The following is a 25,428-nucleotide window of genomic DNA, read 5'->3' as shown; positions in this document are numbered from 1 at the left end:
GGTACTCGCTGGGGCGTCACTTGACCGCGCTGATCACGCCGTGCGGCGTCCACCGGCCGCCGGGCAGCCGCTCGGGCTTCACGAACCCGGCCGCGGCGAACCACTCCTCGTACTGGCCCCACCGGTAGATCGTGCTGCTGGCAGCCGGCAGCGTCGCGAAGTACACGTTGTCCAGGGCCGCGTACAGCGGGCCGTCCCCGCTGTCGTCGGACATGGCGTTGAACACCAGCACCCGCCCGCCGTCCGGCAGCGCCGCGTGCGCCTTGCGCAACAGCCGTATGTTCTCCTGTGGCGACCAGATCACGAGCTGGTTGGCGAAGAGCACGCAGTCGTGGCCTGTCGGGTAGGTGTCGGCGAAGATGTCCGCGGCTCGCACGGAGATCCGGTCGGACAGGCCGTGCTCGGCGATCTTCTTGCGGGCGATCTCCACCGTGCCGGGCAGGTCCAGGACGGTGAACTCCACGCCGGGGTTGGCCTGCGCGAGGGCGATGGCGTTGACGCCGTCGCCGCCGCCCACGTCGAGCACGCGCCGCACTCCGGTGAGGTCGGCCTTCTCGACCAGCACGGGGTTGGACAGCCGGGACCAGGACCGCATGCAGCGGTAGAACAACTGCTCCAGCTCGGGGTCCGCGGACAGCCGGTGGTAGAGGTCCTCCCCCGTGCCCTTGATCCGTCGCAGGCCGACGTTGGTGTTCTCGCGCAGCGACGCGATGAAGTCCACCTCGGCGGGCCGGACGATCCGCTCCTCGTACTCGACGAGATCCTCGATGATCTCCCAGGTGCCCTCCGCGAAGAGACCGTTCAGCACGTCGGCGTTCTCGTAGCCGTCACCGTGACGCACTGTCAGTCCGAGGGCGGTGGTGCCGAGCAGCAGGATCTGCACCGGCCGCTCCTCCAGGTCGAGTTCCCGGCCGATCTCCGGCGGGGTCAGGCCCGGTCGCCGGTGCAACAGGGTGAACAGGCCCAGGTCGCTGCCCGCGCGGAGCATCTGGAAGGCCGAGGAGCCGAACAGGATCTGTACCAGTCCGTCGGTGGTGAGCGGGGATGCGTGAGCCATGGGCACTCCGAATCGGCTGAGGTGGAGAGGGTGGTGTGCGGGGAGGCGGAGGTCAGGTCACCCGGGCGAGGCCGGCGGGCCGGGAGGCGTAGGCGCCCTCGGCCACGACGTCGCGCATACGGGCCAACGCGTCCCAGACGTCGGTGAACCGGGTGACCAGGGGGGACAGACCGATACGCAGCCGGTCCGGGACCCGGTAGTCGCAGACGACCTTCGCGTCCGCGGCCAGCGCCTGGCAGATCCGCCAGGCGTCGGGGTGGTACAGGGACAGATGCGAACCGCGCCGCTCCGGCGGGCGGGGCGAGGCGGGCCGGAAGTCCAGCGGAGTGAGCCAGGCGTCCGCCAGATCGTCGGCCAGCCGGCCCAGCCGCAGCCCCTTGGCCCGGATCCGTGCCAGACCGGCCTCCTCGACCAGGGCGAGGGCGGGATCGATCGCCGCCAGCGACACCAGCGGCGGGGTGCTCACCAGGAACCGCTCGATGCCCGGCACCGGGTCGTAGTCGGGCCCCATCTCGAACTGCCCGCGCTGCCCGTACCAGCCCCACACCGGCTGCCGCAGCCGGGACTGCAGGTCGCGCCGCACGTAGAGGAAGGCGGGTGAACCCGGGCCGCCGTTGAGGTACTTGTAGGTGCAGCCGACGGCGAGTTCCGCACCAGTGCCGGCCAGGTCGACGGGGACGGCTCCGGCGGCGTGCGACACGTCCCACACCACCCGCGCGCCGACCGCGTGGGCCAGGTCGTTCACCTGCGCCATGTCCAGCAGCGCGCCGCTCCGGTAGGACACCAGGGACAGCACCACCAGCACGACGTCACCGTTCAGTGCCGAGCGCAGCGCGTCGAGGTCGAGGCCGCCGTCGAGTTCGGACGGCAGCCGCACCAGCCGCAGCCCGCGCTGTTCGGCCAGGCCCTGGACGATGTACCGGTTGGTGGGGAAGTCCTCGGCGTCCATCAGGACGGTGCCGCGCCCCGGTGCCGTGTCCAGGGCGGCGGCGGCCAGCTTGTAGAGGTTGACCGACGTGGAGTCGGAGATCACCACCTCGCCGGGTGCGGCGCCGAGTACGTGCTCGGCGAGGCGGTCGCCGAGCCGGGCGCCCCAGTCGATCCAGCCCTGCCACGACCGCACCAGTCCCCTGCCCCAGCCCTCCTCGACCACCTCCCGCAGCATCTCCGGCGTGGCCGCGGGCAGCGGGCCCAGCGAGTTGCCGTCCAGGTAGATCAGCTCCGGATCGGCGATGACGAACCGCTCGCGGAACGCGGCGAGCGGATCGGCCGCGTCCAGTTCCTCGGCCACCGTGCGCGGGATCCCGCTCACCATCGGCCCTCCTTCTGTCTCGTGTCGTCCGTGTCCGCGTGTCCTCGCCGTCCGCGGGGAGGCCATGGGCGCCCGGTCAGAGCGTGGAGCGCACCGACCACAGTTCCGGGAAGAAGCGGTGCTCACTGATCCGGGCGAGCCAGGCCACGCCCTCGGTTCCGCCGGTCCCGGGCTTGGCGCCCAGCATCCGCTGCACGGTCACCAGGTGGGTGTAGCGCCAGCGCGCGAACTGGTCGGCGGTGTCCATCAGCGCCTCGGCGAGCAGATGCAGGTCGCGATGGCGGACGGGGTCCCGGTAGACCGACCGCCAGGCCTCCTCGACCTCCACGCCGCCGCGGTACGGCCGGGTGACGTCCCGGTCCGTGGAGTCGTCCGACGTGAGCAGCCCGCGGCGCGCCAGCAGCGCGAGCGCGGCGTCGTACAGGCTCGGCTCGTACAGCTGGCCGACCACCGCGTCGTAGCCCGCCGTGTTCCGGTGCGGCGCGGCCATCGCGGGGTTCTTGTTGCCGAGCAGGAACTCCAGGCGCCGGTAGCCGGCCGACTGGAAGCCGGAGGCCGACCCCAGGACGTCCCGGAACTCGGCGAACTCCACCGGGGACAGCACGGAGAACGTCTCCCACGAGACCAGCAGCACCTGCTGCACCCGCGCGGCGCGGCGCAGCGTCCACAGCGCGTCGTCGAGCAGGTCGTCCGCCAACTGGTCGCGCGCTGTGCTGAATTCGGTGTGCAGCAGCTTGAACAGCAGCTCCTTGACCTGGCTCATGATGATGAACCCCGGCTCGGTACGGGCCGAGCTGAGCGGATGCTGCAACGCCAGCAGCTCGTCCATCCGCGCGTAGTGGGCGTACGGGGTGGTGTCCGACGGGGAACCGACGGACAGCGGGCACGCGGGGCTCCGGGTGGTCTGTTCGGTGGTCATGCGGTCGTTCCTTCCAGTCCCATCTGCGCCAGGACCGCGCCGCCCAGCCCGGTGCCCGGCACGCCCAGGTCGTAGGGGAGGTCGAAGTGGTCGCGCCGATCGGCGACGACCTCCGTCACCGCTGCCCGGGGGCGCAGCGCCGTCACCATCCGGTCGTGCTGGCGGACGTACTCCTCGGTCTCGTTCCCGCCGCGGGCGACCACCGTCTCGGGCAGCCGAGCCGGCAGTCGAAGGATCGGGCTGTTGCGGCGAGCCGCGGCCTCGTCCAGCTGCAGCGCGTCGTTGACGTAGGACAGGCGGACCGGCTCCAGGTCGTACATGCCGCTGAGCAGCACCGCCCCGGCGATCCGGCCGGACACGTCCGGGCCGGCCGACGCATCGGGCAGCAGGGCCATGGCGGCCAGGTGCGCACCGGCCGAGGTGCCGCACAGATGGAGGCGGTCCGGGGCGAACCCGAGCCCGTCCGCGTGCCGCAGCAGCCAGTCCACGGCCCGGCGCACCATGCCCGCCATGGCGTCCAGGCCGACGTCCGGCGCCAGCCCGTACTCGATCACCGCGACCGCCGCGCCGGCGGCCAGCAACGGCGGCACCGGGAAGGCCGATTCGGCGCGGCCGAGTGCCTGCCAGTTCCCGCCGTGCACGAACACCAGCAGCGGCGCCCGCCCGGCTCCCGGTCCGGGGAAGTAGTCGAGTCTCTCCGCCGGGTGCGAGCCGTAGGCGAGAGAGGTCCGCACCGGGTGGGCCCGGCGGGCGGCCTCGCTCAGCCGCTCGTACTCGCGCAGGTAGGCGTCCAGGCTCGCCACGCGGGAACTCGGCGAGTACTGCCGGTCCAGCGTGGCCTGGTCCATGCCCCGGTACACGGCAGCTTCGGCCGGCGGTGCGTCGCGCATGCGCTCAGCTCCCCGGAGCGTAGGCGGCGCGGGCCCGCTCGTACACCTCGGTCAGCAGCGGGTCGATGCCGTGCGACCCGCTGCGGTAGCGGGCTCCGAAACGGCTCGCGTACTCCTCGAACCACTCCCGCCGGTCGGCCAGGAACAGCACGTCGTGGATCGCCATCGACCGCATCGCCATCATCGGCACCGGTGCGTGGCTCACCTCGAACGCCGGATTGCGCGCGGCCTTCTCCTCGCACTTCTCGTGGAACTGCGCGATCATCAACCCCCGCCGCACACTCTCCGGCTTCAGCGCGGTGTGCGCCGCGTCCAACAGGTGCAGGTGCTCGGCCGGCAGGTCCGGCAGGACGAGCAGCAGCGAGCGCAGATTCGGGTTCCCGGACTTCCAGTCGACCTCGCTGAACTCGTCGAGGCCGCAGCGGACGATCTCGTCGATCAGGGTCTGGCTCGGGGTCGGGCCGACCAGTCTGACGCGGAACTCCAGCGCGTCGGCACGCTGGGCGGGTTCGACGAACGGGCACACCGGGCCGGTGCGTCCGAGTTCGCCGTGCGGTCGGCGGATGTACTCGCTCAGCCATTCGTCCACGGCGGCCAGGGCCTTGGCCACGTCGACGGAGAGCACGTCGGTCAGCATCAGTGTCAGTCCTCGGGTGTCGGTCCTCGCGGACAGCGGACGGCGGGTTCCTGGTGGGCGGCCCGCGAAGGTCACTCGTCGCCGGTGAGGTCGTGGAGCTTGGCCGAGAGGATGCGGCCGATCTCGGCCAGCGTGTCCGGGCGGGTCAGCATCGACCCGTGGTCGCCGGGCACCACATGGGCCTCGACGGAGCCGCGCACGTACGGCTGCCAGGCCCCGGCGGTCACCGGCGGGTCCTGCTCCTCCGAGCAGGCGATCAGCAGCAGGTCTCCGTCGATCGGGCCGGGCCGGTAGTCGACGGTCAGATGGGTGTTGTTCGCCGAGATCTCGGTGATCGTCGTGAGCCGGTCCTCCTCCAGGTTGGCCAGCACACTGCCCTGGCGGCGCAGGATCTCCCGCGCCTTGGCGAAGGTCATCTCCTCGTCGTCGTGGTGACTGCCGTCGTCGACGAGACCCACGTGGTAGAGCAGCATCACCCGGTCGTCCGGGGCGGGCACGTCGGCGTGGGTCAGGCCCTGCCAGTCGGGGATCACGTCGAGCACCGCGACCAGCGCCACCGGTTCGCCGCGCCGCTGGAACTCCGCGGCCAGCGCGTGCGCGCACAGCCCGCCGAACGACCAACCGGCCAGGTGGTACGGCCCGTGCGGCTGCACCCTCTGGATCTGGTCGGCGTAGTCCACCGCCATCTCCTCGATGCTGGCGGGCCGGGGTTCCGCCCGGGCCAGACTGCGCGCCTGGATGCCGTACAGCGGGTACTGCGGCCCCAGGTGCTTGATGAGCGCGCTGTACGACCAGCTGATGCCTCCGCCCGGATGGACACAGAACAGCGGCGGCCTGCTGCCCGCGGTGCGCAGCGGCAGCATCACCTCGTACGAGCCGTCCGCGTCGTCGACGTCGAGCCGGGCCGCGATGCCCGCCGGTGTCGGCGCCTCGAACAGGCTCCGCACGCCCAGCTCGACGCCGAAGGCCGCGCGCAGCCGGGCCACCAGCCGGGTGGCCAGCAGCGAGTGCCCGCCCAGGTCGAAGAAGTCCTCGCTCGCACCGACCACCGGTCGGCCGAGGACCTCCGCGAACAGCTCGCACACCACCTGCTCCTGCGGGGTGGCCGGCGCCCGCCCGATGTCGGCGCGCTCCGGTTCGAGCGCCGGCAGCGCGGCACGGTCGAGCTTGCCGTTGGAGGTGAGCGGCAGCCGGTCGAGCGGAACGACGGCGGCGGGGCGCATGTACTCGGGCAGCCGACGGCGCAGGTGCTCCCGTACGGCCATGAGCAGGGCGCCGGTGCTCCGGCCGGTGGCCGGACTGGTGGTCCAGGAGGAGAGCGGCGTGCCGGGGCCGGCCGCGCCCGTGGGCGCGTAGGCACCGACGGGCACGCCCTCGCCGAGCAGTTCGCGCTTGACGTACGTGAGATCGAGGGCGGCCGGGTCGTGCCCGTTCCAGCTGATCGCCGTCCAGTAGCCGTACTTCTCGCCCAGGCGGTGCAAGTCCTCCGGATCGACGCCGGCCGTGTCCCGGACGTCCGGTGCCGTCCCGGACTCGAGCGCGCGCTGTGCGGCGAGGTCGGCCGCGATGCGCACGTGGGGTACCCCGGTGACGCGCAGCCGGTCGGGCCGCGCGCTGCCCAGATGATCGGCGAGGGCACCCAGGTCACGGGTCCAGGGTCGGGCGGGGGCGTCGTCGAGGGGGTGGGGGGTGATGCCGGTCTTGTAGAGGGTGGCGTCGTAGCGGTAGCGGGTGAGTTCGTTGTGGGCGGTGCCGCGCTTGAGCTGGATGTCGGTGCCCGCCAGGTCGGGGACGTGGTGGGCGAGGGCGCTGAAGTACTCGGGGTCGACGAGGAGTTCCTTCTCCAGGACCAGGCTCTGCTCGACGGCACGGCGGATCGCGGCCGTGTCGCTCGGGTCCTCGGCACGCGCCGTCTGCACACCGGAGGCGAAGGTCCGCAGCAACCGCGGATTGCGCAGGTCGCCCAGGAACAGGGCGCCACCGGGCGCGAGCAGGCGGAAGGCCTGCTCGACGACCTGCGTCAGGTATCCGCCGTTCGGGAAGTACTGGGCAACGGAGTTGAGCACGATCGTGTCGAAGTGCCCCTGGGGAAGGTCGCCGTGCTCGTGGGCGGCCTGCACCCGGAGCCTGACCCGCCGGGCCAGCTCGGGGTCGGCGTCGACATGACGCCGCAGCTCCTCCACGACGACCGGGGAGAAGTCCGTGCCCCAGTACTCCTCGCACTCGGGCGCCAGTCCGGACAGCAGCAGACCGGTGCCGACACCGATCTCCAGGACACGGCCGGGCTGGAGCGCCCTGATCCGCTCGAGCGTGGCCGCACGCCACTCCCGCAGCTCGGGCAGCGGGATCGGCTCGCCGTCGTAACTGCTGTTCCAGCCGGAGAAGTCCTCGCCCAGCGTCGAACCGGACGCTGAGTACAGCGAGTCGTAGAGATCCCGCCACTCGCCGATTTGGTCCCGCTCCTCCTCGTCCCCCGTCGGTCCGCCGGCGTCGGGGACGACGTAGGCGATCAGGCGGGTGCTGCCGGGCTGGTCGTGGTGGGCGACTACGGCGGCCTGGCCGATCGCCGGATGGCCCGTCAGGACGTTCTCGATCTCGCCGGGTTCGATACGGAAGCCGCGGACCTTCACCTGGTGATCGGCGCGGCCCATGTACTCCAGATCCCCCTCGGCGTTGGCACGCACGAGGTCACCGGTGCGGTACATACGATCACCGGGCTCGGGACCGTAAGGGTCGGCGACGAAACGCTCGGCCGTCATGCCGGGCTTGTTCAGATAGCCGCGGGCCAGACCGGCCCCGGCGATGTACAGCTCGCCCGTCACCTGCGGCGGGACCGGACGCAGGCGTGCGTCCAGGACGTAGACACGGGTGTTGGCCATCGGACGACCGATCGGCACCGTCGCACCGCCGGTGTAGGGGCGCGGCACGGGGTGGTGGGTGGCGAACGTGGTCGTCTCCGTCGGCCCGTACCCGTCCACGACCGTCAGCCCGGGGCAGGCCTCGTGCAGGCGCTGCACCGTGGCCCCGGAAACAGCCTCGCCGCCGCTCCACACCTGTCGTACCCCCGACAGCGCCTGCGCAGCGTGGTCGGTGATCACGTTGAGCAGGGAACTGGTCAGCCACAACGCGGTGACACGCTGGGTGGTGATGGTGTGGTGCAGGGCAGGGACGTCCAGGTCCCCGGCCGGGGCCACGACGACGGTCCCGCCGCTCAGCAGCGGCACCCACAGCTCGTAGGTGGAGGCGTCGAACGCGGCCGGCGAGTGCAGCAACACCCGCTGGTGCGCCGAGCGGTCAAAACGCGGGTCCAGAGCCAGAGCGGCGACATTGCGATGCGTCACCACGATCCCCTTGGGCGCACCCGTCGAACCCGAGGTGTACATCACATACGCCGCATCCCCCGAACGCACACCCACCCCAGGCGCTTCGCGCTGCTCCTCTCCCTCAGGTGTGGAGTCGATGACGAACACGTCTGCCGCATCCGCCGGGAGTTGCGGCTGAGACGCGTCGTCCGTCACCACCAGCGTGGCGCCGGTGTCGGCCAGGACATGGCGGATGCGGTCGGCCGGATAGCGGGCATCGAGAGGTACGTAGACGGCGCCGGCTTTCATCAGGCCAAGGACCGTGGTGACCGTCTCGATCGAACGCTCCAGAAGAACGCCGACCGCGTCACCGGGCCGCACTCCCCTGCCGATCACATCGTGCGCGAAGTGGTTGGCACGCGCGTCGAGCTGTGCGTACGTGAGCGTGGCGGCGCCGTCGGTGGCCGCCGGGGCATCGGGCGTCTCAGCCACCTGTCGTGTGAACAGCTCGCCCAGCGAAGCAGCCGGCACGGCATGCGCCGTGTCGTTGAAGTCGACCACGGCACGCCGGTGTTCGTCGGGGGTGAGGATGTCGATGTGGTTGAGGGGCTGGTCGGGGTGGGCGGTGGCGATGTCGAGGAAGTGCAGCCAACGCTCGAACAAGGCCTGGACTGTGGGCGCGTCGTAGATGTCGCTCGAGTACTCGACGGCACCGCTGATGCCCTGCGGCTCACCGTGGGCACCGCGCTGCTCGGCGAGGCTGAAGAACAGGTCGAACTTCGCCGTACCCGTACGCCCAGGAGCGACATCGATCGTCAGGCCGGGGAGCCGGAAGCTCGCCTCGGGGGCGTTCTGGAGCGCGAGCATGACCTGGAAGAGCGGGTGGTGCGACAGGGTCCGGGTCGGGTTGATGAGCTCGACCAGGTACTCGAAGGGGACGTCCTGGTGCGCGTAGGCGGCCAAGCTCCTCTCCCGCACCCGCGTGATCAGCTCGGCGAACGTCGGATCACCGGACGTGTCCGTGCGCAGGACCAGCGTGTTGACGAAGAACCCGATCAGCTCGTCCAGCGCCTGGTCGGTGCGGCCGGCCACCGGACTGCCCACCGGAACGTCCTCACCCGCACCCAACCGGGTCAGCAGACCCGCGAGTCCGGCTTGCAGCACCATGAAGAGACTCGCACCCGAGGCCCGCGCGAGATCGGCCAGACGCCGGTGCAGGTCTGCATCGATGTCGACGGTGACGTAATCGCCCCGGTAGGTCATCACCGCCGGACGCGGCCGGTCCGTGGGAAGGGTCAGCTGATCCGGTAGATCAGCCAACGCCCCGGTCCAGTAGTCGATCTGCGTGGCGAACAGGCTGTCAGGGTCGTTCTGGTCGCCGAGGAGTTCGTTCTGCCACAGCGTGTAGTCCGCGTACTGCACCGGCAACGCACGCCACTCCGGCACCCGCCCCTCCACCCGCGCCGTGTAGGCACGGGTGAGGTCGGTGGCGAGCGGGCCCAGCGACCACCCGTCGCCCGCGATGTGGTGCACGACCAGCAGCAGTACGTACTCCTGCGCCGAGAGTTCGAAGAGGTCGGCGCGCAGCGGGGTTTCGGTTGCCAGGTCGAAGGCGTAGCGGGCGGCTGACTTCAGTGCGTCCGGCAGCTCGGCCTCGGTCGTGGGGTGGACAGCGAGGTGCGGGACGGCCGCCTCGGGTGACAGCACCTGCTGGCAGGGGACGCCCTCGGCCTCGGGGAACACCGTCCGCAGACTCTCGTGCCGGGCCACCACGTCACCGAGAGCGGCCCGCAGCGCGTCACGGTCCAACTCGCCACTCAGCCGCAGGGCCAGCGGGATGTTGTAGGTGGCGCTCGGCCCCTCCATCTTGTGGATGAACCACAGCCTGCGCTGGGCGAAGGACAGCGGCATGACCTCGGGTCGCCGACGGACGGTGAGGGCCAGGCGTCCGGGGGCGGCGGTGTCGAGGAGTGCCGCCACCGCAGCCGGCGTCGGACCCTCGAACAGCGCACGCAGCTCCAGCTCCACGCCGAACGCGGCACGGATCTGAGCGATCAGCCGGGTGGCCAGCAGCGAGTGCCCGCCCAGGTCGAAGAAGTCGTCGTCGACGCCGACCCTCGGCAGACCCAGCACCTGCGCGAACAGATCGCACACGATCTGCTCCTGCGGCGTGCGCGCCCCGCGTCCCGACCCGGCCGACGCGAACTCCGGCGCGGGCAGGGCCGCCCGGTCCAGCTTGCCGTTGGCCGTCAAGGGGAGCCGGTCGAGGGGGACGATGGCCGACGGGACCATGTAGTCGGGCAGATGGTCGCGGGTGTGCTCACGGAGCTTGGTGACCAAGGCACCGGTGCCGCGGCGGGCGGCGGGGTTGGTCGCCCACGTGGACAGGGGTGCGGTGGAGGCGCTGGTGGGGAGCGCGGCGTAAGTGCCGACGGGGGCGCGGCCGGACAGCCGGCTCCGGTCGACGAAGACGACGTCCACGGCGTCGGTGTCCTGGGTGTTCCAGGTGATGCCGGTCCAGTAGCCGTGCTCGTCGCCCAGGGCGTGGAAGGCCTCGAGGCCGATTGATGATGCGGTGGGGCGGTCGGGCAGGGGTGTGCCGTCTTCGAGGGCCTGTCGCACGGCGAGTTCGTGGACGAGGCGGGGGTTCGGGACGCCGGTCAGGCGAAGTTCCGCGGGCCGTTCGGCCGCCAACTGCTGCCTCACATCAGTGAGGTTGGCTTGGGCGTCGGCGTGAGCGAGCCATGGGCGGATGGGGGTGTCGTTGAGAGAGTGGGCGGTGACACCGGTCTTGTAGAGGGTGGCGTCGTAGCGGTAGCGGGTGAGTTCGTTGTGGGCGGTGCCGCGCTTGAGCTGGATGTCGGAGCCCGCCAGGTCGGGGACGTGGTGGGCGAGGGCGCTGAAGTACTCGGGGTCGACGAGGAGTTCCTTCTCCAGGACCAGGCTCTGCTCGACGGCACGGCGGATCGCCGCCGTGTCGCTCGGGTCCTCGGCACGCGCCGTCTGCACACCGGAGGCGAAGGTCCGCAGCAACCGCGGATTGCGCAGGTCGCCCAGGAACAAGGCGCCACCTGGGGTGAGGGCGCGGAGCGCGTGGCGGACGACCTGTTCCAGGTAGCCGGCGTTCGGGAAGTACTGGGCAACGGAGTTGAGCACGATCGTGTCGAAGTGCCCCTGCGGGAGGTCGCCGAAGTCGTGGGCCGGCTGGGTGCGGAGGTGTACCCGCGTGGCCAGGACGGGATCGGCGTCGACGTGCCGCCGAAGCTCGTCGATGACGGTGCGGGAGAAGTCGGTGCCCCAGTACTCCTCGCACTCGGGCGCCAGCCGGGCCAGGAGCAGGCCGGTGCCGACACCGATTTCGAGGACGCGGCGCGGCCGTAGGGACCGGATGCGGTCGACGGTCGTGTCACGCCACTCCCGCATCTCGGTCAGCGGGATCGGCCGGCCGTCGTAACTACTTGTCCAACTGGCGAAGTTCTCGCCGAAGGCCGTCTGCTCCGCAGCGATGTACACGGCGTCGTACAGGCTCTGCCACTCGCTGAGCTGGTCCTGCTCCACAGCCTCGTCGTGGTCGCGCGCCGAGGTGTCGGCTACGACGTAGGCGACGAGTCGGGTGTCACCGGGCTGGTCCTCGCGGACGACGACGGCTGCCTGCGCGATGTCCGTGTGATCGGTGAGGACCTCCTCGATCTCGCCGAGTTCGATGCGGAAGCCTCGGATCTTGATCTGGTGGTCGACGCGCCCGACGAACTCCAGCTCGCCGTCCTGGTTCCAACGCACCAGGTCACCGGTGCGGTACATACGAGCACCGGGCTCGGGAGCGTACGGGTCCGCCACGAACCGCTCGGCCGTCAAGCCGGGCTTGTTCAGATAGCCGCGGGCCACACCGGATCCCGCGATGTACAGCTCCCCCACCACACCGGGCGCCACCAACTCCAGCCCCGAACCCAGCACGTAGGTACGCGTGTTGGCGATCGGTCGGCCGATCGGCGGTGCGCCCGCGCCGCCGGCCAGGTCCGCGGCGGTCGACCAGATGGTGGTCTCGGTGGGGCCGTACAGGTTGGTCAGGTCGTCGGTGAGCGTGCGCATCGACTCCGCGAGCGGTGTGGGCAGCGCCTCACCGCCGACCAGGATGCGCAGGCCCCGCAGCGCCTCCGGCTCGTGCGCCACCAGGAGCTGCCACAGCGAGGGGGTGCCCTGTACGACCGCGACGCCGTGCCGGGCGATCAGGTCGAGCACGGCGGACGGTTGAGGGACGGACTCCTTGGGTGCGAGGACGACCGTGGCGCCCGACAGGAGCGGGTGGTACAGCTCCAGCGCGGCGATGTCGAACGCTACCGTGGTGACCGCGAGCAGCCGTTCCCCCGTCCGGAGCGGGACCGTGCGCCGCATGGCTTCCAGGAAGTTGAGCAGCGGCGCGTGCGGGACGACCACGCCTTTGGGGCGACCGGTCGAGCCGGATGTGTAGATCACGTACGCGGCGGCCTCGGGGGCCGGCGGCCCTGCGTGGCCGGTCTCGACCGGGTCGGTGTCGGGGCAGGCGGCCAGCAGGGCGTGTACGTCCGGGGAGTCCAGCACCAGTCGTTCCGCCGAACCACCGCTCGGCGTCCGCGAGTCCGTCGACAGCGTGGTGAGCAGCAGGGCGGGCCGTGCGTCCTCGAGTACGTAGGCGAGGCGGCCGGCCGGGTGGTCCGGGTCCAGCGGCAGGTACGCGGCGCCGCTCTTGAGCACGGCCAGCAGGGCGACCACCAGCTCTGCCGAACGTGGCAGAGCCAGCGCGACCACCCGGTCCGGACCCGCGCCCCGGCGCAGCAGGACGTGCGCGAGGCGGTTGGCGCGGCGGTCCAGTTCCGCGTAGGTCAGGGAGGTGTCCCCGGCGATCAGGGCCACGGCGTCAGGGGTGGCGGCGGCCTCCTCGGCGAAGCGGATCGGCAGCAGCTTCTCGCCGATCTCGGTTTCGGTCTCCAGCCAAGTGCCGAGCAGCTGCCCGTGTTCGTCGGGGGTGAGGATGTCGATGTGGTTGAGGGGCTGGTCGGGGTGGGCGGTGGCGATGTCGAGGAAGTGCAGCCAACGCTCGAACAGGGCCTGGACGGTGGGCGCGTCGTAGATGTCGCTCGAGTACTCGACGGCACCGCTGATGCCCTGCGGCTCACCGTGGGCACCGCGCTGCTCGGCGAGGCTGAAGAACAGGTCGAACTTCGCCGTACCCGTACGCCCAGGAGCGACGTCGATCGTCAGGCCGGGGAGCCGGAAGCTCGCTTCGGGCGCGTTCTGGAGCGCGAGCATGACCTGGAAGAGCGGGTGGTGCGACAGGGTCCGGGTCGGGTTGATGAGCTCGACCAGGTACTCGAAGGGGACGTCCTGGTGCGCGTAGGCGGCCAAGCTCCTCTCCCGCACCCGCGTGATCAGCTCGGCGAACGTCGGATCACCGGACGTGTCCGTGCGCAGGACCAGCGTATTGACGAAGAACCCGATCAGCTCGTCCAGCGCCTGGTCGGTGCGGCCGGCCACCGGACTGCCCACCGGAACGTCCTCACCCGCACCCAACCGGGTCAGCAGACCCGCGAGTCCCGCCTGCAACACCATGAACAGACTCGCACCCGACGCCCGCGCTACATCCGACAACCGCCGGTGCAGATCCGCGTCGATGTCGACCGTGACGTAGTCACCCCGGTAGGTCATCACCTGCGGACGCGGCCGGTCCGTGGGAAGGGTCAGCTGATCAGGTAGATCCGCCAACGCCTCGGTCCAGTAGTCGATCTGCGTGGCGAACAGGCTGTCAGGGTCGTTCTGGTCGCCGAGGAGTTCGTTCTGCCACAGCGTGTAGTCCGCGTACTGCACCGGCAACGCACGCCACTCCGGCACCCGCCCCTCCACCCGCGCCGTGTAAGCACGCGTGAGGTCGGTGGCGAGCGGGCCCAGCGACCACCCGTCGCCCGCGATGTGGTGCAGGACCAGGACGAGGACGTGGCGGTCGGGGGCGAGGCGGAACAGCTCGGCACGCAGGGGAATTTCGGTCGCCAGGTCGAAGGGGTGTCGGGCCGCTGACTTCAGGGCCTCCGGCAGCTCCGTCTCGGTGATGTCGGTGGCGGGCAGCTCCACGCTCACGCTGTCGAGGACGTGCTGGTAAGAGGTGCCCTCGGCCTCGGGGAACACCGTCCGCAGACTCTCGTGCCGGGCCACCACGTCACCGAGAGCGGCGCGCAGCGCGTCACGGTCCAACTCACCGCTCAGCCTCAGAGTCAGTGGGATGTTGTAGGTGGCGCTCGGCCCCTCCATCTTGTGCAGGAACCACAGCCGGCGCTGGGCGAACGACAGGGGCACCGCGTCGGGCAGTTGCTGCTTGGTCAGGGCGAGCCGTGCGGGCCCGGCGGTGTCGAGCCGGGCCGCGACCGCGCCCGCGGTCCGTGCCTCGAAGAGCGTGCGCAGGCCGATCTCGACGCTGAAGGCGGCCCGGATGCGGGCGATCAGACGGGTGGCCAGCAGCGAGTGGCCGCCGAGTTCGAAGAAGTCGTCGTCCACGCCGACCCGGGGCAGCCCCAGCACCTGCGCGAACAGATCGCAGACGATCTGCTCCTGCGGCGTGCGTGCCTCCCGTCCGGATCCGGTCGGCGCGAAGTCCGGCGCGGGCAGGGCGGCCCGGTCCAGCTTGCCGTTGGCCGTCAGCGGCAGGCTGTCCAGGAGTGCTACGGCCGAGGGCACCAGGTGTTCGGGCAGCCGCTCGCGCACGAACTCCCGTGCCTCCTCGGGCCGCAGGGTCTCCCGCGCCACGACATAGGCCACCAGCCGGGTCCTGCCGGGCTGGTCCTCGCGGGCGACTACGGCGGCCTGGGTGATGTGGGGGTGCTCGGTGAGGACGTTCTCGATCTCGCCGGGCTCGATGCGGAAGCCGCGGATCTTGAGCTGGTGGTCGGCGCGGCCGACGAACTCCAGCTCGCCGTCCTTGTTCCACCGCACCAGGTCTCCAGTGCGGTACATACGAGCACCGGGCTCGGGGGCGTACGGGTCCGCCACGAACCGCTCGGCCGTCATACCGGGCCTGCCCAAGTAGCCACGGGCCACACCGGATCCCGCGATGTACAGCTCCCCCACCACGCCGGGCGCCACCAACTCCAGCCCCGAACCCAGCACGTAGGCCCGGGTGTTGGCGATAGGCCCGCCGATCGGCGCGGTGAGCGGCCAGCTGTCGGCGTCGTCGCTCAGGGTGTGGGCCGTGACCACGTGGGTCTCGGTGGGGCCATAGTGGTTGTGCAGCACGCGCTCTGGTGCCGAGGTGTGGAACTCGCGGACGACGCGGCTCAACGTCAGGGCCTCGCCGGCCTGCGCGATGGTCCGCAGCCGGGGCAGCGCACGTCCCTGCTCGACGGCGGCCTCGGCGACGGCCTCCAGCACGAGGTTGGGCGCGAACAGTTCCTCCACTTCGTGCTCGTCCAGCCACTCGACGAACCGGGCCGCGTCCCGCCGGACGTCCTCGTCCGGGATCACCAGGGTCTTGCCGTACATCAGGGCCGACAGCATCTCCTGCGCGGAGACGTCGAAGCTGATGGCCGTGAACTGCGCAGTCCTCGTGCCGGGTTCGCCACCGACCGCCTCGTGGTGCCACTCCAGCAGGTTCACCAGCGCACCCGCGGGCATGACGACGCCTTTGGGTCGGCCGGTGGAGCCGGATGTGTAAATGACGTACGCGGGATGATCGGGCGCGAGTGCGGTGACAGGGTTGTCCGCGGACTGATCCGTCACGTCGAGCCCGTCCAGCAGCAGTACGGGCGTCCTGCTCGCCGTCTCTACCGAGGCACGGTGCTCGCTCGTCGTCAGCACAAGGGCCGGCCCGGCGTCGGCGACCATGTAGGCCACACGGGCAGCCGGATAGGCCGGATCAAGAGGGAGGTAGGCCGCGCCCGCCTTCAGCACCGCCAGGACGGCGACCACCAGGTCCGCGCTCCGAGGCAGAGCCAGAGCCACCACGTCCTCCGGACCGACACCACGCCCCAGCAGCTCATGAGCCAACCGGTTCGCCCGCTCGTTCAGCTCCCCGTACGACAGCGTGGCCCCGTCCCACACCACCGCCACCGCACCCGGCGCCGCCGCCACCCGCGCCTCGAACAACTCCGGCAAGGTCGCCCGCGACGGCACAACAACCGAAGGCACCGCCAGCACAGCCGCCCGCTCCTCCGCGGAGAGCAGATCGATCCGCCCGATCGGCCGGGAGGGATCCGTGACGACGAGGTCGAGCACCCGGATCAGCCGGTCGACGAACCCGGCGGCCGTCACCCGGTCGAACAGGTCGTCGCGGTAGTCCAGGCGGAGGTACAGACGGCGGCCAGGGGCGGCGATCAGGGTCAGTGGATAGTGCGTCGCGTCCCGCCCGCGGCCCAGGTCAGGGGTGATCCGCAGCCCGGTCTCCGGCCGCTCGCCGGGCTCGTCCCACGGGTAGTTCTCGAAGACCAGAGAGGTGTCGAAGAGGTCGCCCATCCCGGTCAGTTGCTGGATGCGGGCGAGCCCGAGGTGGTGGTGCCCGGTGAGCCGCGACTGCGCGCTCTGCACCTGTTCGACGGTGGTCAGCAGTGACTGCGCCGGGTCCAGGGACACCCGCACCGGCACCATGTTGATCAGCAGACCCACCATGCTCTCGACGCCGGGCAGTTGAGGGTCGCGCCCTGCCACGACGGCCCCGAACACGACGTCGTCGTGGCCGGTGCGCCGGCTCAGCACCAGCCCCCAGGCGGCCTGGAGCACGGTGTTCAGGGTCACCCCGTGCCGCCGCGCCCAGTCGGCCAGCGCTGCCGTGCGGTCCTCGTCCAGCTCCACCGTGATCCGCTCCGGCATCAGTCCGGGGCGGCCCGGATCCACCGGGGTGAGCAGCGTCGGCTGCTCGAGTCCGCCGAGCGCCTCCCGCCAGGCGGCCTCCGCCGCCGGCTGGTCCTGCTGCGCGAGCCACCCCAGATACTGCCGGTAGGGGGCCACTCGGGGCAGCACGGTGGCGTCGCCCTGGCTGTCGTACAGCGTGGTCAACTCGCGCACGAGCAGTGGCGTCGACCAGCCGTCGAGCAGGATGTGGTGGGTGGTCATGATGAGGCGGTGGCGTTCGGCGGCCAGGCGCACCAGGGAGAAGCGCAGCAGGGGCGGCTCGGCCAGGTCGAACCGGCGGGCGTGCTCCTTGGCGGCGAGCCGGGCCAGCTCCCCCTCCGCGTCGGCATCGGGAAGGGGCGACAGGTCGAACTCGTCCCAGGGAACGTCGACCTGACGTGGTATCAGCTGCACGGTCCGGCCGGAGTCCACCTGCCGGAAGCCGGCGCGCAGGTTCGGGTGCCGTTGAACGAGCGCGAGCACGGCGGCCCGCAGCCGCGCCGCGTCGAGGGCGCCCTCGATGGCGAAGACGTGCTGCACCGCGTAGACGTCCGCGCCGTCCTGCTCGTAGCGGGAGTGGAACAGCAGCCCCTCCTGCATCGGGGAGAGGGGGAGGATGTCTTCCAGGTCCGACGACGTCATTTCTGCACCCTCCACGCTGCTTCGAGCTGCTCGATGTCGTGCTGGCTGAGTTCGGTCAGGGGGAAGTCCGAGGGACTGTGGCCGCCGGTGCCGGAGCGCTCGCCGTGCCGGACCAGTCCGCGGATCGCTCGGAACCAGTGGTCGGCCAGGGCTCGGACGTGCCGTTCGGTCCAGAGATCCGGTGCCCAGGTCCAGACGGCCTCCAGTTCCGGCCCGTCCGGGGCGTCGCGGACCATGCTGTTCACCTCGAGCCCGTGCGCCAGGGCGGTCGCCGGGTCGGCGCCGCTCAGCAGGCCCGTCTCGGCGGCCACGGTCCATTCCGGGCGGCCGGGGACCACCGGGGCGCCCGCCGAGGGGAACCGGCCGAGGTAGTTGAATCCGAGTTGCGGTACGGCGAGCCCGGCCAGCTCCGGCCCGGTCTCCGGATTGAGGTGCCGCAGCAGGCCGTAGCCGATGCCCCGGTCGGGCAGGGAGCGCACCTGTTCCTTGACCCGTTTCAGGGCCTGTCCGAGCGGCGGCCCGCCGTCGACGACCTCTTCCCACGCCAGGGGGCCCGGGTCGACGCGGACGGGATACAGCGAGGTGAACCACCCCACGGTGCGCGAGAGGTCCATGCCCTCGACGATCTCCTCGCGCCCGTGTCCCTCCACGTCCACCAGAAGAGCCGTGTGCCGCCCGCGTGCGTGGGTCCGGCGCCACTGGGCGACCGCCAGGGCGAGCGCGGTGAGCAGGACGTCGTCGACCTTCGCGTGGAAGGCCGTGGGCACGGTCGTCAGGAGCGGGGTGGTGACCTCGGGCGGCAGGGAGAGGGTGAGCTCGCGGGCGCGGCCCACGGTGTCCCGCGCGGCATCGAGCCGGCCGCTGGTCAGCGGTGGGTCGGCCGCGGTGAGCAGTTCGCTCCACAGCGCCGCCTCGGCGGTGCGGGCCGGCTGCCGGGCCTCGACCGTGAGGAGACTCGCCCAGCGGCGCAGGGAGGTGCCCACCGGGTCCAGCCGTGGGGGACGACCGCCCCCGACGGCCTCGCAGGCGGCGATGAGATCGGGAAGCAGGATCCGCCAGGACACCCCGTCGACGACGAGATGGTTGACGACGACCAGCAGCCTGCCCCGTGCGGCCGGTCCGGCGTCGAACCAGACCATCTGAACCAGTAGGCCACGCTCGGCCGACAGGCGGGCGGACGCCGCCTCCGCCTGTGCGCGGACCAGCGTCGCGTCGACGGCGGCGGTCTCGACACGGTGTACCAGGTCCGCGGCCGACACGGACCCCACCGGACCCACCTCCAGCGACCACGCCCCGTTGCCCTGACCGCCCGGTGTCCGGGTCAACCGCAGCGCGTCGTGGTGGTCCACGAGTGCCTGAACGGCCGCGACGAGGTGGTCCTGGCGCAGCTCGGCCGGCACCTCCAGCAGCATCGCCTGGTGGAACGCGTCGATGTCGCCACCGCGCGCGTCGAACCAGCGCATGATCGGGGTCGGTTCCATCCCTCCCACGCCGGAGTCGTCGGGGTCGGGTGCCGACACGGCCAGTTCATCAGCGACCTCGGCCAGTCCGGCCGCGGTCCGCTGCTCGAAGACGTCCCGGACCGCGAGTCCGACACCCGCCGAGCGAGCGAGGCTGACCAGCCGGATCGAGACGATGCTGTCTCCGCCGAGCGCGAAGAAGTCGTCGTCGGGCCCGACCTTGTCCACGCCCAGGGCTTGCGCGACCAGCGTCCCCAGCAGTCGCTCGCGCTCGGTCCGCGGCTCACGACGCGGCACATCCGCCCGCGCGCCCGGATCGGGTTCGGGCAGCGCGGCCCGGTCGAGCTTGCCGTTGGCCGTCAACGGCAGCCGGTCCAAGGTGACGTACGTGGACGGCGCCATGTACTCGGGCAACAGCTGCCGCACGAACTCACGCAGGTCTGCCGGTGTTTCGTCGGTGTCGGGGACGACGTAGGCGATCAGGCGGGTGCTGCCGGGCTGGTCGTGGTGGGCGACCACGGCGGCCTGGCCGATCGCCGGATGGCCCGTCAGGACGTTCTCGATCTCGCCGGGTTCGATACGGAAGCCGCGGACCTTCACCTGGTGATCGGCGCGGCCCATGTACTCCAGATCCCCCTCGGCGTTGGCACGCACGAGGTCACCGGTGCGGTACATACGATCACCGGGCTCGGGACCGTAAGGGTCGGCGACGAAACGCTCGGCCGTCATACCGGGCTTGTTCAGATAGCCGCGGGCCAGACCGGCCCCGGCGATGTACAGCTCGCCCGTCACCTGCGGCGGGACCGGCCGCAGGCGTGCGTCCAGGACGTAGACACGGGTGTTGGCCATCGGACGACCGATCGGCACCGTCGCACCGCCGGTGTAGGGCCGCGGCACGGGGTGGTGGGTGGCGAACGTGGTCGTCTCCGTCGGCCCGTACCCGTCCACGACCGTCAGCCCGGGGCAGGCCTCGTGCAGGCGCTGCACCGTGGCCCCGGAAACAGCCTCGCCGCCGCTCCACACCTGTCGTACCCCCGACAGCGCCTGCGCAGCGTGGTCGGTGATCACGTTCAGCAGGGAACTGGTCAGCCACAACGCGGTGACACGCTGGGTGGTGATGGTGTGGTGCAGGGCAGACACGTCCAGGTCCCCGGCCGGGGCCACGACGACGGTCCCGCCGCTCAGCAGCGGCACCCACAGCTCGTAGGTGGAGGCGTCGAACGCGGCCGGCGAGTGCAGCAACACCCGCTGGTGCGCCGAGCGGTCAAAACGCGGGTCCAGAGCCAGAGCGGCGACATTGCGATGCGTCACCACGATCCCCTTGGGCGCACCCGTCGAACCAGAGGTGTACATCACATACGCCGCATCTTCCGACCGCACACCCACTCGGGGATCACCGGGGTCGGACGCGAAGGGCCGAGGAGACTCGATGTGGAGCAACTCCACGGCTTCAGCACCTGATTCCGGAACCGACCGTTCGTCGGTGATCAGCAAGCGCGCGCCGGTGTCGGCCAGGACATGGCGGATGCGCTCGGCCGGATAGCGGGCATCGAGGGGCACGTACACGGCGCCGGCTTTCATCAGGCCAAGGACCGTGGTGACCGTCTCGATCGAACGCTCCAGAAGAACGCCGACCGCGTCACCGGGCCGCACTCCCCTGCCGATCACATCGTGCGCGAAGTGGTTGGCACGCGCGTCGAGCTGTGCGTACGTGAGCGTGGCGGCGCCGTCGGTGACCGCCGGGGCATCGGGCGTCTCAGCCACCTGTCGTGTGAACAGCTCGCCCAACGAGGCATCCGGCACGGCATGCGCCGTGTCGTTGAAGTCGACTACGGCACGCCAGCGTTCGTCGGGGGTGAGGATGTCGATGTCGGCCAGCGGGCGGTCGGGATCGGACACGGCCGCGTCCAGTAGCCGTAACCAACGGTCGAACAGGGCCTGGACGGTGGGCGCGTCGTAGATGTCGCTGGAGTACTCGACGGCACCGGTGAGGCCTTGTGGCTCGCCGTGCTCCCCGCGCTGCTCCGCAAGGCTGAAGAACAGGTCGAACTTCGCCGTACCCGTCCTGCCCAACTCGACCCCGGCTCGCAGCCCCGGAAGCTCGAGCTCGGTCTCGGGCGCGTTCTGGAGCGCGAGCATGACCTGGAACAGCGGGTGGTGCGACAGGGTCCGGGTCGGGTTGATGAGCTCGACCAGGTACTCGAAGGGGACGTCCTGGTGCGCGTAGGCGGCCAAGCTCCTCTCCCGCACCCGCGTGATCAGCTCGGCGAACGTCGGATCACCGGACGTGTCCGTGCGCAGGACCAGCGTGTTGACGAAGAACCCGATCAGCTCATCCAGCGCCTGGTCGGTGCGGCCGGCCACCGGACTGCCCACCGGAACGTCCTCACCAGCCCCCAACCGGGTCAGCAAGGCCGCAAGTCCCGCCTGCAACACCATGAACAGACTCGCACCCGACGCCCGCGCTACATCCGACAACCGCCGGTGCAGATCCGCGTCGATATCGACCGTGAGGTAATCGCCGCGATACGTCATCACAGCCGGACGCGGACGGTCCGTAGGCAGCGTCAGCTGATCCGGCAGACCCGCCAACGCCCCGGTCCAGTAAGCGATCTGCGTGGCGAACAGACTCTCCGGGTCCTCTTGATCACCCAGCAGCTCGTTCTGCCACAGCGTGTAGTCCGCGTACTGCACCGGCAACGCACGCCACTCCGGCACCCGCCCCTCCACCCGCGCCGTGTAAGCACGGGTCAGGTCGGCGGCGAGCGGGCCCAACGACCACCCGTCACCCGCGATGTGATGCAGGACGAGCAGCAGCGCGTGCCGGTGTTCGGACACCGTGAACAACGCGGCGCGGAGGGGGATTTCGGCTGCCAGGTCGAAGGCGTACCGGGCCGCTGACTTCAGGGCGTCCGGCAGCTGCGTCTCGGTGATGTCGGTGGCGGGCAACTCGACGCTCGCACTGTCGAGGACGTGCTGGTACGGAGCGCCGTCGGCCTCGGGGAACACCGTCCGCAGGCTCTCGTGCCGGGCCACCACGTCGCCGAGGGCGGCACGCAGCGCGTCACGGTCCAACGTGCCGGTCAGTCGCACGACGAGAGGGATGTTGTAGGTGGCGCTCGGCCCCTCCATCTTGTGCAGGAACCACAGCCGCCGCTGGGCGGACGAGAGGGGAAGGGCCGGCGGGCGTTCCCGCGCCGCCAGGGGCGGCCGAGCGGGTCCCGCGGTGTCGAGGAGTGCCGCCACCGCCGCCGGCGTCGGCCCGTCGAACAGTGCGCGCAGCTCCAGCTCGACTCCGAACGCGGCGCGGATCTGACCGATGAGACGGGTGGCCAGCAGCGAGTGCCCGCCCAGGTCGAAGAAGTCGTCGTCCACGCCGGCCCGCGGCAGCCCCAGAACCTGCGCGAACAGATCGCAGACGATCTGCTCCTGCGGCGTGCGCGCCTCCCGTGCCGACCTGGGCACGGTGAAGTCCGGCTCCGGGAGCGCCGCCTTGTCCAACTTGCCGTTGGCGGTGAGCGGCATGCGGTCCAGTACGACGACGGCGGCCGGCAGCATGTAGTCGGGCAGCCGGCCCCGCGCGAACTCCCGTACGTCCCCGGCGCGGAGGGCTCCCCGGGCCACCACGTAAGCGATGAGGCGGGCATCGCCGGACTGCTCCTCGCGGACCACCACCGCCGCCTCGGCGACGTCCGGGTGGTCGGTCAGCACGTTCTCGATCTCGCCGGGTTCGATGCGGTAGCCACGGATCTTGACCTGGTGGTCGGCGCGACCGACGAACTCCAGCTCGCCGTCCTTGTTCCACCGCACCAGGTCACCGGTGCGGTACATCCGCGTGCCCGGCTGAGCCGCGTACGGATCCGCCACGAACCGCTCGGCCGTCAGGCCGGGCCTGCCCAGATAGCCGCGGGCGACACCGGCCCCCGCGACGTACAGCTCCCCCACCACGCCGGGCGCCACCAACTCCAGCCCCGGACCGAGCACATACGTCCGCAGGTCGGGGATCCCGACGCCGATGACGCTGGCCGCCGCCGCGGTTGCTCGCTCCCGGGTCAGCGGCTGGTACGTCACGTGGACCGTGGTCTCGGTGATGCCGTACATGTTGATCAGGGCCGGCGCGTCGTCGGGGTGGCGCCGGTACCAGTCAGCGAGGCGGGACGGTTGGAGTGCCTCGCCGCCGAACACCACGGTGCGCAGGGCGAGTCCACGGCCCGGCGGGGAGGCGTCGGCGTCGGCCTGTGCCAACTGGTAGAAGGCCGACGGCGTCTGGTTGAGGACGGTGACGCCGTGATCGGCCAGCAGGTCCAGGAAGGCGCCGGGCGTCCTGCTGACCTCGTAGGGCACCACGACCAGCCGGCCGCCGTGCAGCAGCGCTCCCCACAGCTCCCAGACGGAGAAGTCGAAGGCGTACGAGTGGAACAGCGTCCACACGTCGTCGGGGCCGAAGCCGAACCACTTCCGGGTGGCGTCGAAGAGCCGCACCACGTTGCGGTGGGCGACGACGACGCCTTTGGGTCGGCCGGTGGAACCGGATGTGTAAATGACGTACGCGGGATGATCGGGCGCGAGTGCGGTGACAGGGTTGTCCGCGGACTGATCCGTCACGTCGAGCCTGTCCAGCAGCAGTACGGGCGTCCTGCTCGCCGTCTCTACCGAGGCACGGTGCTCGCTCGTCGTCAGCACAAGGGCCGGCCCGGCGTCGGCGACCATGTAGGCCACACGGGCAGCCGGATAGGCCGGATCAAGAGGGAGGTAGGCCGCGCCCGCCTTCAGCACCGCCAGGACGGCGACCACCAGGTCCGCGCTCCGAGGCAGAGCCAGAGCCACCACGTCCTCCGGACCGACACCACGCCCCAGCAGCTCATGAGCCAACCGGTTCGCCCGCTCGTTCAGCTCCCCGTACGACAGCGTGGCCCCGTCCCACACCACCGCCACCGCACCCGGCGCCGCCGCCACCCGCGCCTCGAACAACTCCGGCAACGTCGCCCGCGACGGCACAACAACCGAAGGCACCGCCAGCACAGCCGCCCGCTCCTCCGCGGAGAGCAGATCGATCCGCCCGATCGGCCGGGAGGGATCCGTTGCCGTGACGGCTCGCAGGGCCGTGCGCAGACGCCGGTGGTGAACGGCCAATTCGTCGCGCGTGCACAGTTCGGGGTGGGCGTTCACGTCGACGGCCGGCCCGGCGCCGTCGCGTCGGTCCCACACGGCGAGGGTGAAGTCGCCCACCAGGCCGGAGGAGAGGTTGTGCGCGGTGGTCGGCAGTCCGGCGAAGGTGATCGCGTAGTCGAAGGACATGACGTTGACGACCGGTGCGTACCACGTTCCCAGGCGGCCGGGCAGTGCGAGGTCGCGCTGGATGTCCTCGGCCCGGTACCGCTGGTGGCCGCCCAGTTCGCGCACGCGCTTGCCGATCTGGGCGAGGAGTTCGCCGAGCGTCAGCTCCGGTCGTAGCGTGAGCCGGAGCGGTAGGACGTTGGCGGCCGTGCCGGGGGTGCGGCGCTCCACCTGGGTGAGGCGGGCCGTCACCGGCAGGCCCAGGACGACGGTGGCCGTGCCGGTCGTCCGGTGGACGTGGAGGGCCGCGGCGGCGATGACCAGGTGCGACCAGGGGGCGCGGGCCCGGCGGGCCGCGTCGCGCAGCGCCGTGTGTTCCGCCGGCTCCAATGCGGTGGTGTGCCGGAGATAGCGCTCCGGCGTGGTCGAAGGCGTGCCGACGATTCCGGCCGACTGCGGACGGTCGGTGAAGCGTTCCGTCCAGTACGCCCTGTCCTGACCGAATTGCTCCGATGTCTGGTAAGCCTGTTCGGCCGTGATCAGGTCGGACAGCGTGCCGAATGGGCTCGCTCCTACCGTGCCGCCTCCGGCCAGTGCGGTGTAGACGTCGGCGACCCGGCGTGTGATCAGCAAGGACCCGAAGGCGTCCATCACGGCGTGGTGGTAGCCCTGGTACCACCAGAAGCGGTCGGCGCTCAGCTTCAGGAGCGCGTACTCGAACAGCGGGTCCTCGGTCAGGTTCATGGGCCGGGCGACCGCGGTGTCCATCCAGGCGCGGGCGGCCTGTTCGGGGTCCGGCTCCGCGCTCAGGTCGGTGACCGCGAGCGGCCAGTCGGCAGGCTCCTGGAGGGCTTGCCGGACCTCGCCAGGTTCCTCGACGAAGCGGACGTGCAGCGCCTCCGCCTCGGCGACGACGAGTCTCAGGGCTTGCGCGAACAGCGCCGGGTCCACGCCTCCGTGGATCTCCAGGTACTCCCCCACCCGGAAAACGCGATTCCCTCTCCCCAGCCGCTGCTCGGCGATCCATATTTCGCGTTGCGCAGCCGTGAGGGGCAGCGTGGTGCCGGCACTGACGGACAAGTCTC

The 25,428-nt window shown here is 71.1% G+C and carries 7 protein-coding genes; all 7 read right to left on the bottom strand.

Features of this window, described 5'->3' with window-relative positions; all coding sequences use genetic code 11:
* Positions 1–16: 16 nt before the first annotated feature.
* The 7 genes from acmL to ACZ418_RS22200 all read right to left on the bottom strand — a co-directional run bounded on the left by acmL (position 17) and on the right by ACZ418_RS22200 (position 25,423).
* Positions 17–1,057 (bottom strand): 3-hydroxy-D-kynurenine methyltransferase AcmL, encoded by a 1,041-nt coding sequence (acmL, locus tag ACZ418_RS22230; protein ID WP_468365411.1) that lies wholly within the window; start codon positions 1,055–1,057, stop codon positions 17–19.
* A gap of 52 nt (positions 1,058–1,109) precedes the next feature.
* On the bottom strand, positions 1,110–2,372 hold the full coding sequence (locus ACZ418_RS22225; RefSeq protein ID WP_468365409.1) for a kynureninase: 1,263 nt from the start codon (positions 2,370–2,372) through the stop codon (positions 1,110–1,112).
* A gap of 73 nt (positions 2,373–2,445) precedes the next feature.
* Positions 2,446–3,288: a tryptophan 2,3-dioxygenase gene (locus tag ACZ418_RS22220; protein ID WP_468365406.1), complete on the bottom strand. Its 843-nt coding sequence runs from the start codon at positions 3,286–3,288 to the stop codon at positions 2,446–2,448.
* A complete protein-coding gene (locus ACZ418_RS22215) occupies positions 3,285–4,178 on the bottom strand; it encodes an alpha/beta hydrolase (RefSeq protein WP_468365403.1) in 894 nt (297 codons plus the stop codon). Before ACZ418_RS22215 ends, ACZ418_RS22220 begins: the two co-directional genes overlap by 4 nt.
* Positions 4,179–4,182: 4 nt before the next feature.
* Positions 4,183–4,815 carry a DUF6875 domain-containing protein gene (locus ACZ418_RS22210; protein WP_468365400.1) on the bottom strand — a complete coding sequence of 211 codons (633 nt, stop codon included), beginning with the start codon at positions 4,813–4,815 and terminating at the stop codon, positions 4,183–4,185.
* Positions 4,816–4,886: 71 nt separating this feature from the next.
* Positions 4,887–17,606 (bottom strand): amino acid adenylation domain-containing protein, encoded by a 12,720-nt coding sequence (locus tag ACZ418_RS22205; protein WP_468365398.1) that lies wholly within the window; start codon positions 17,604–17,606, stop codon positions 4,887–4,889.
* Positions 17,603–25,423 (bottom strand): amino acid adenylation domain-containing protein, encoded by a 7,821-nt coding sequence (locus tag ACZ418_RS22200; RefSeq protein ID WP_468365395.1) that lies wholly within the window; start codon positions 25,421–25,423, stop codon positions 17,603–17,605. Before ACZ418_RS22200 ends, ACZ418_RS22205 begins: the two co-directional genes overlap by 4 nt.
* Positions 25,424–25,428 lie beyond the last annotated feature (5 nt).

Source organism: Streptomyces sp. NPDC030820, assembly GCF_055572075.1.
Note: the sequence above shows the minus strand (reverse complement) of the source record. Positions and strands in the feature narration are given on the sequence as shown.

Coding starts and splice junctions, on each gene's coding strand:
- ACZ418_RS22205 (WP_468365398.1), bottom strand. CDS start 17,606: ATGACGTCGTCGGACCTGGAAGACATCCTCCCCCTCTCCCCGATGCAG.
- ACZ418_RS22225 (WP_468365409.1), bottom strand. CDS start 2,372: ATGGTGAGCGGGATCCCGCGCACGGTGGCCGAGGAACTGGACGCGGCC.
- ACZ418_RS22215 (WP_468365403.1), bottom strand. CDS start 4,178: ATGCGCGACGCACCGCCGGCCGAAGCTGCCGTGTACCGGGGCATGGAC.
- acmL (WP_468365411.1), bottom strand. CDS start 1,057: ATGGCTCACGCATCCCCGCTCACCACCGACGGACTGGTACAGATCCTG.
- ACZ418_RS22210 (WP_468365400.1), bottom strand. CDS start 4,815: ATGCTGACCGACGTGCTCTCCGTCGACGTGGCCAAGGCCCTGGCCGCC.
- ACZ418_RS22220 (WP_468365406.1), bottom strand. CDS start 3,288: ATGACCACCGAACAGACCACCCGGAGCCCCGCGTGCCCGCTGTCCGTC.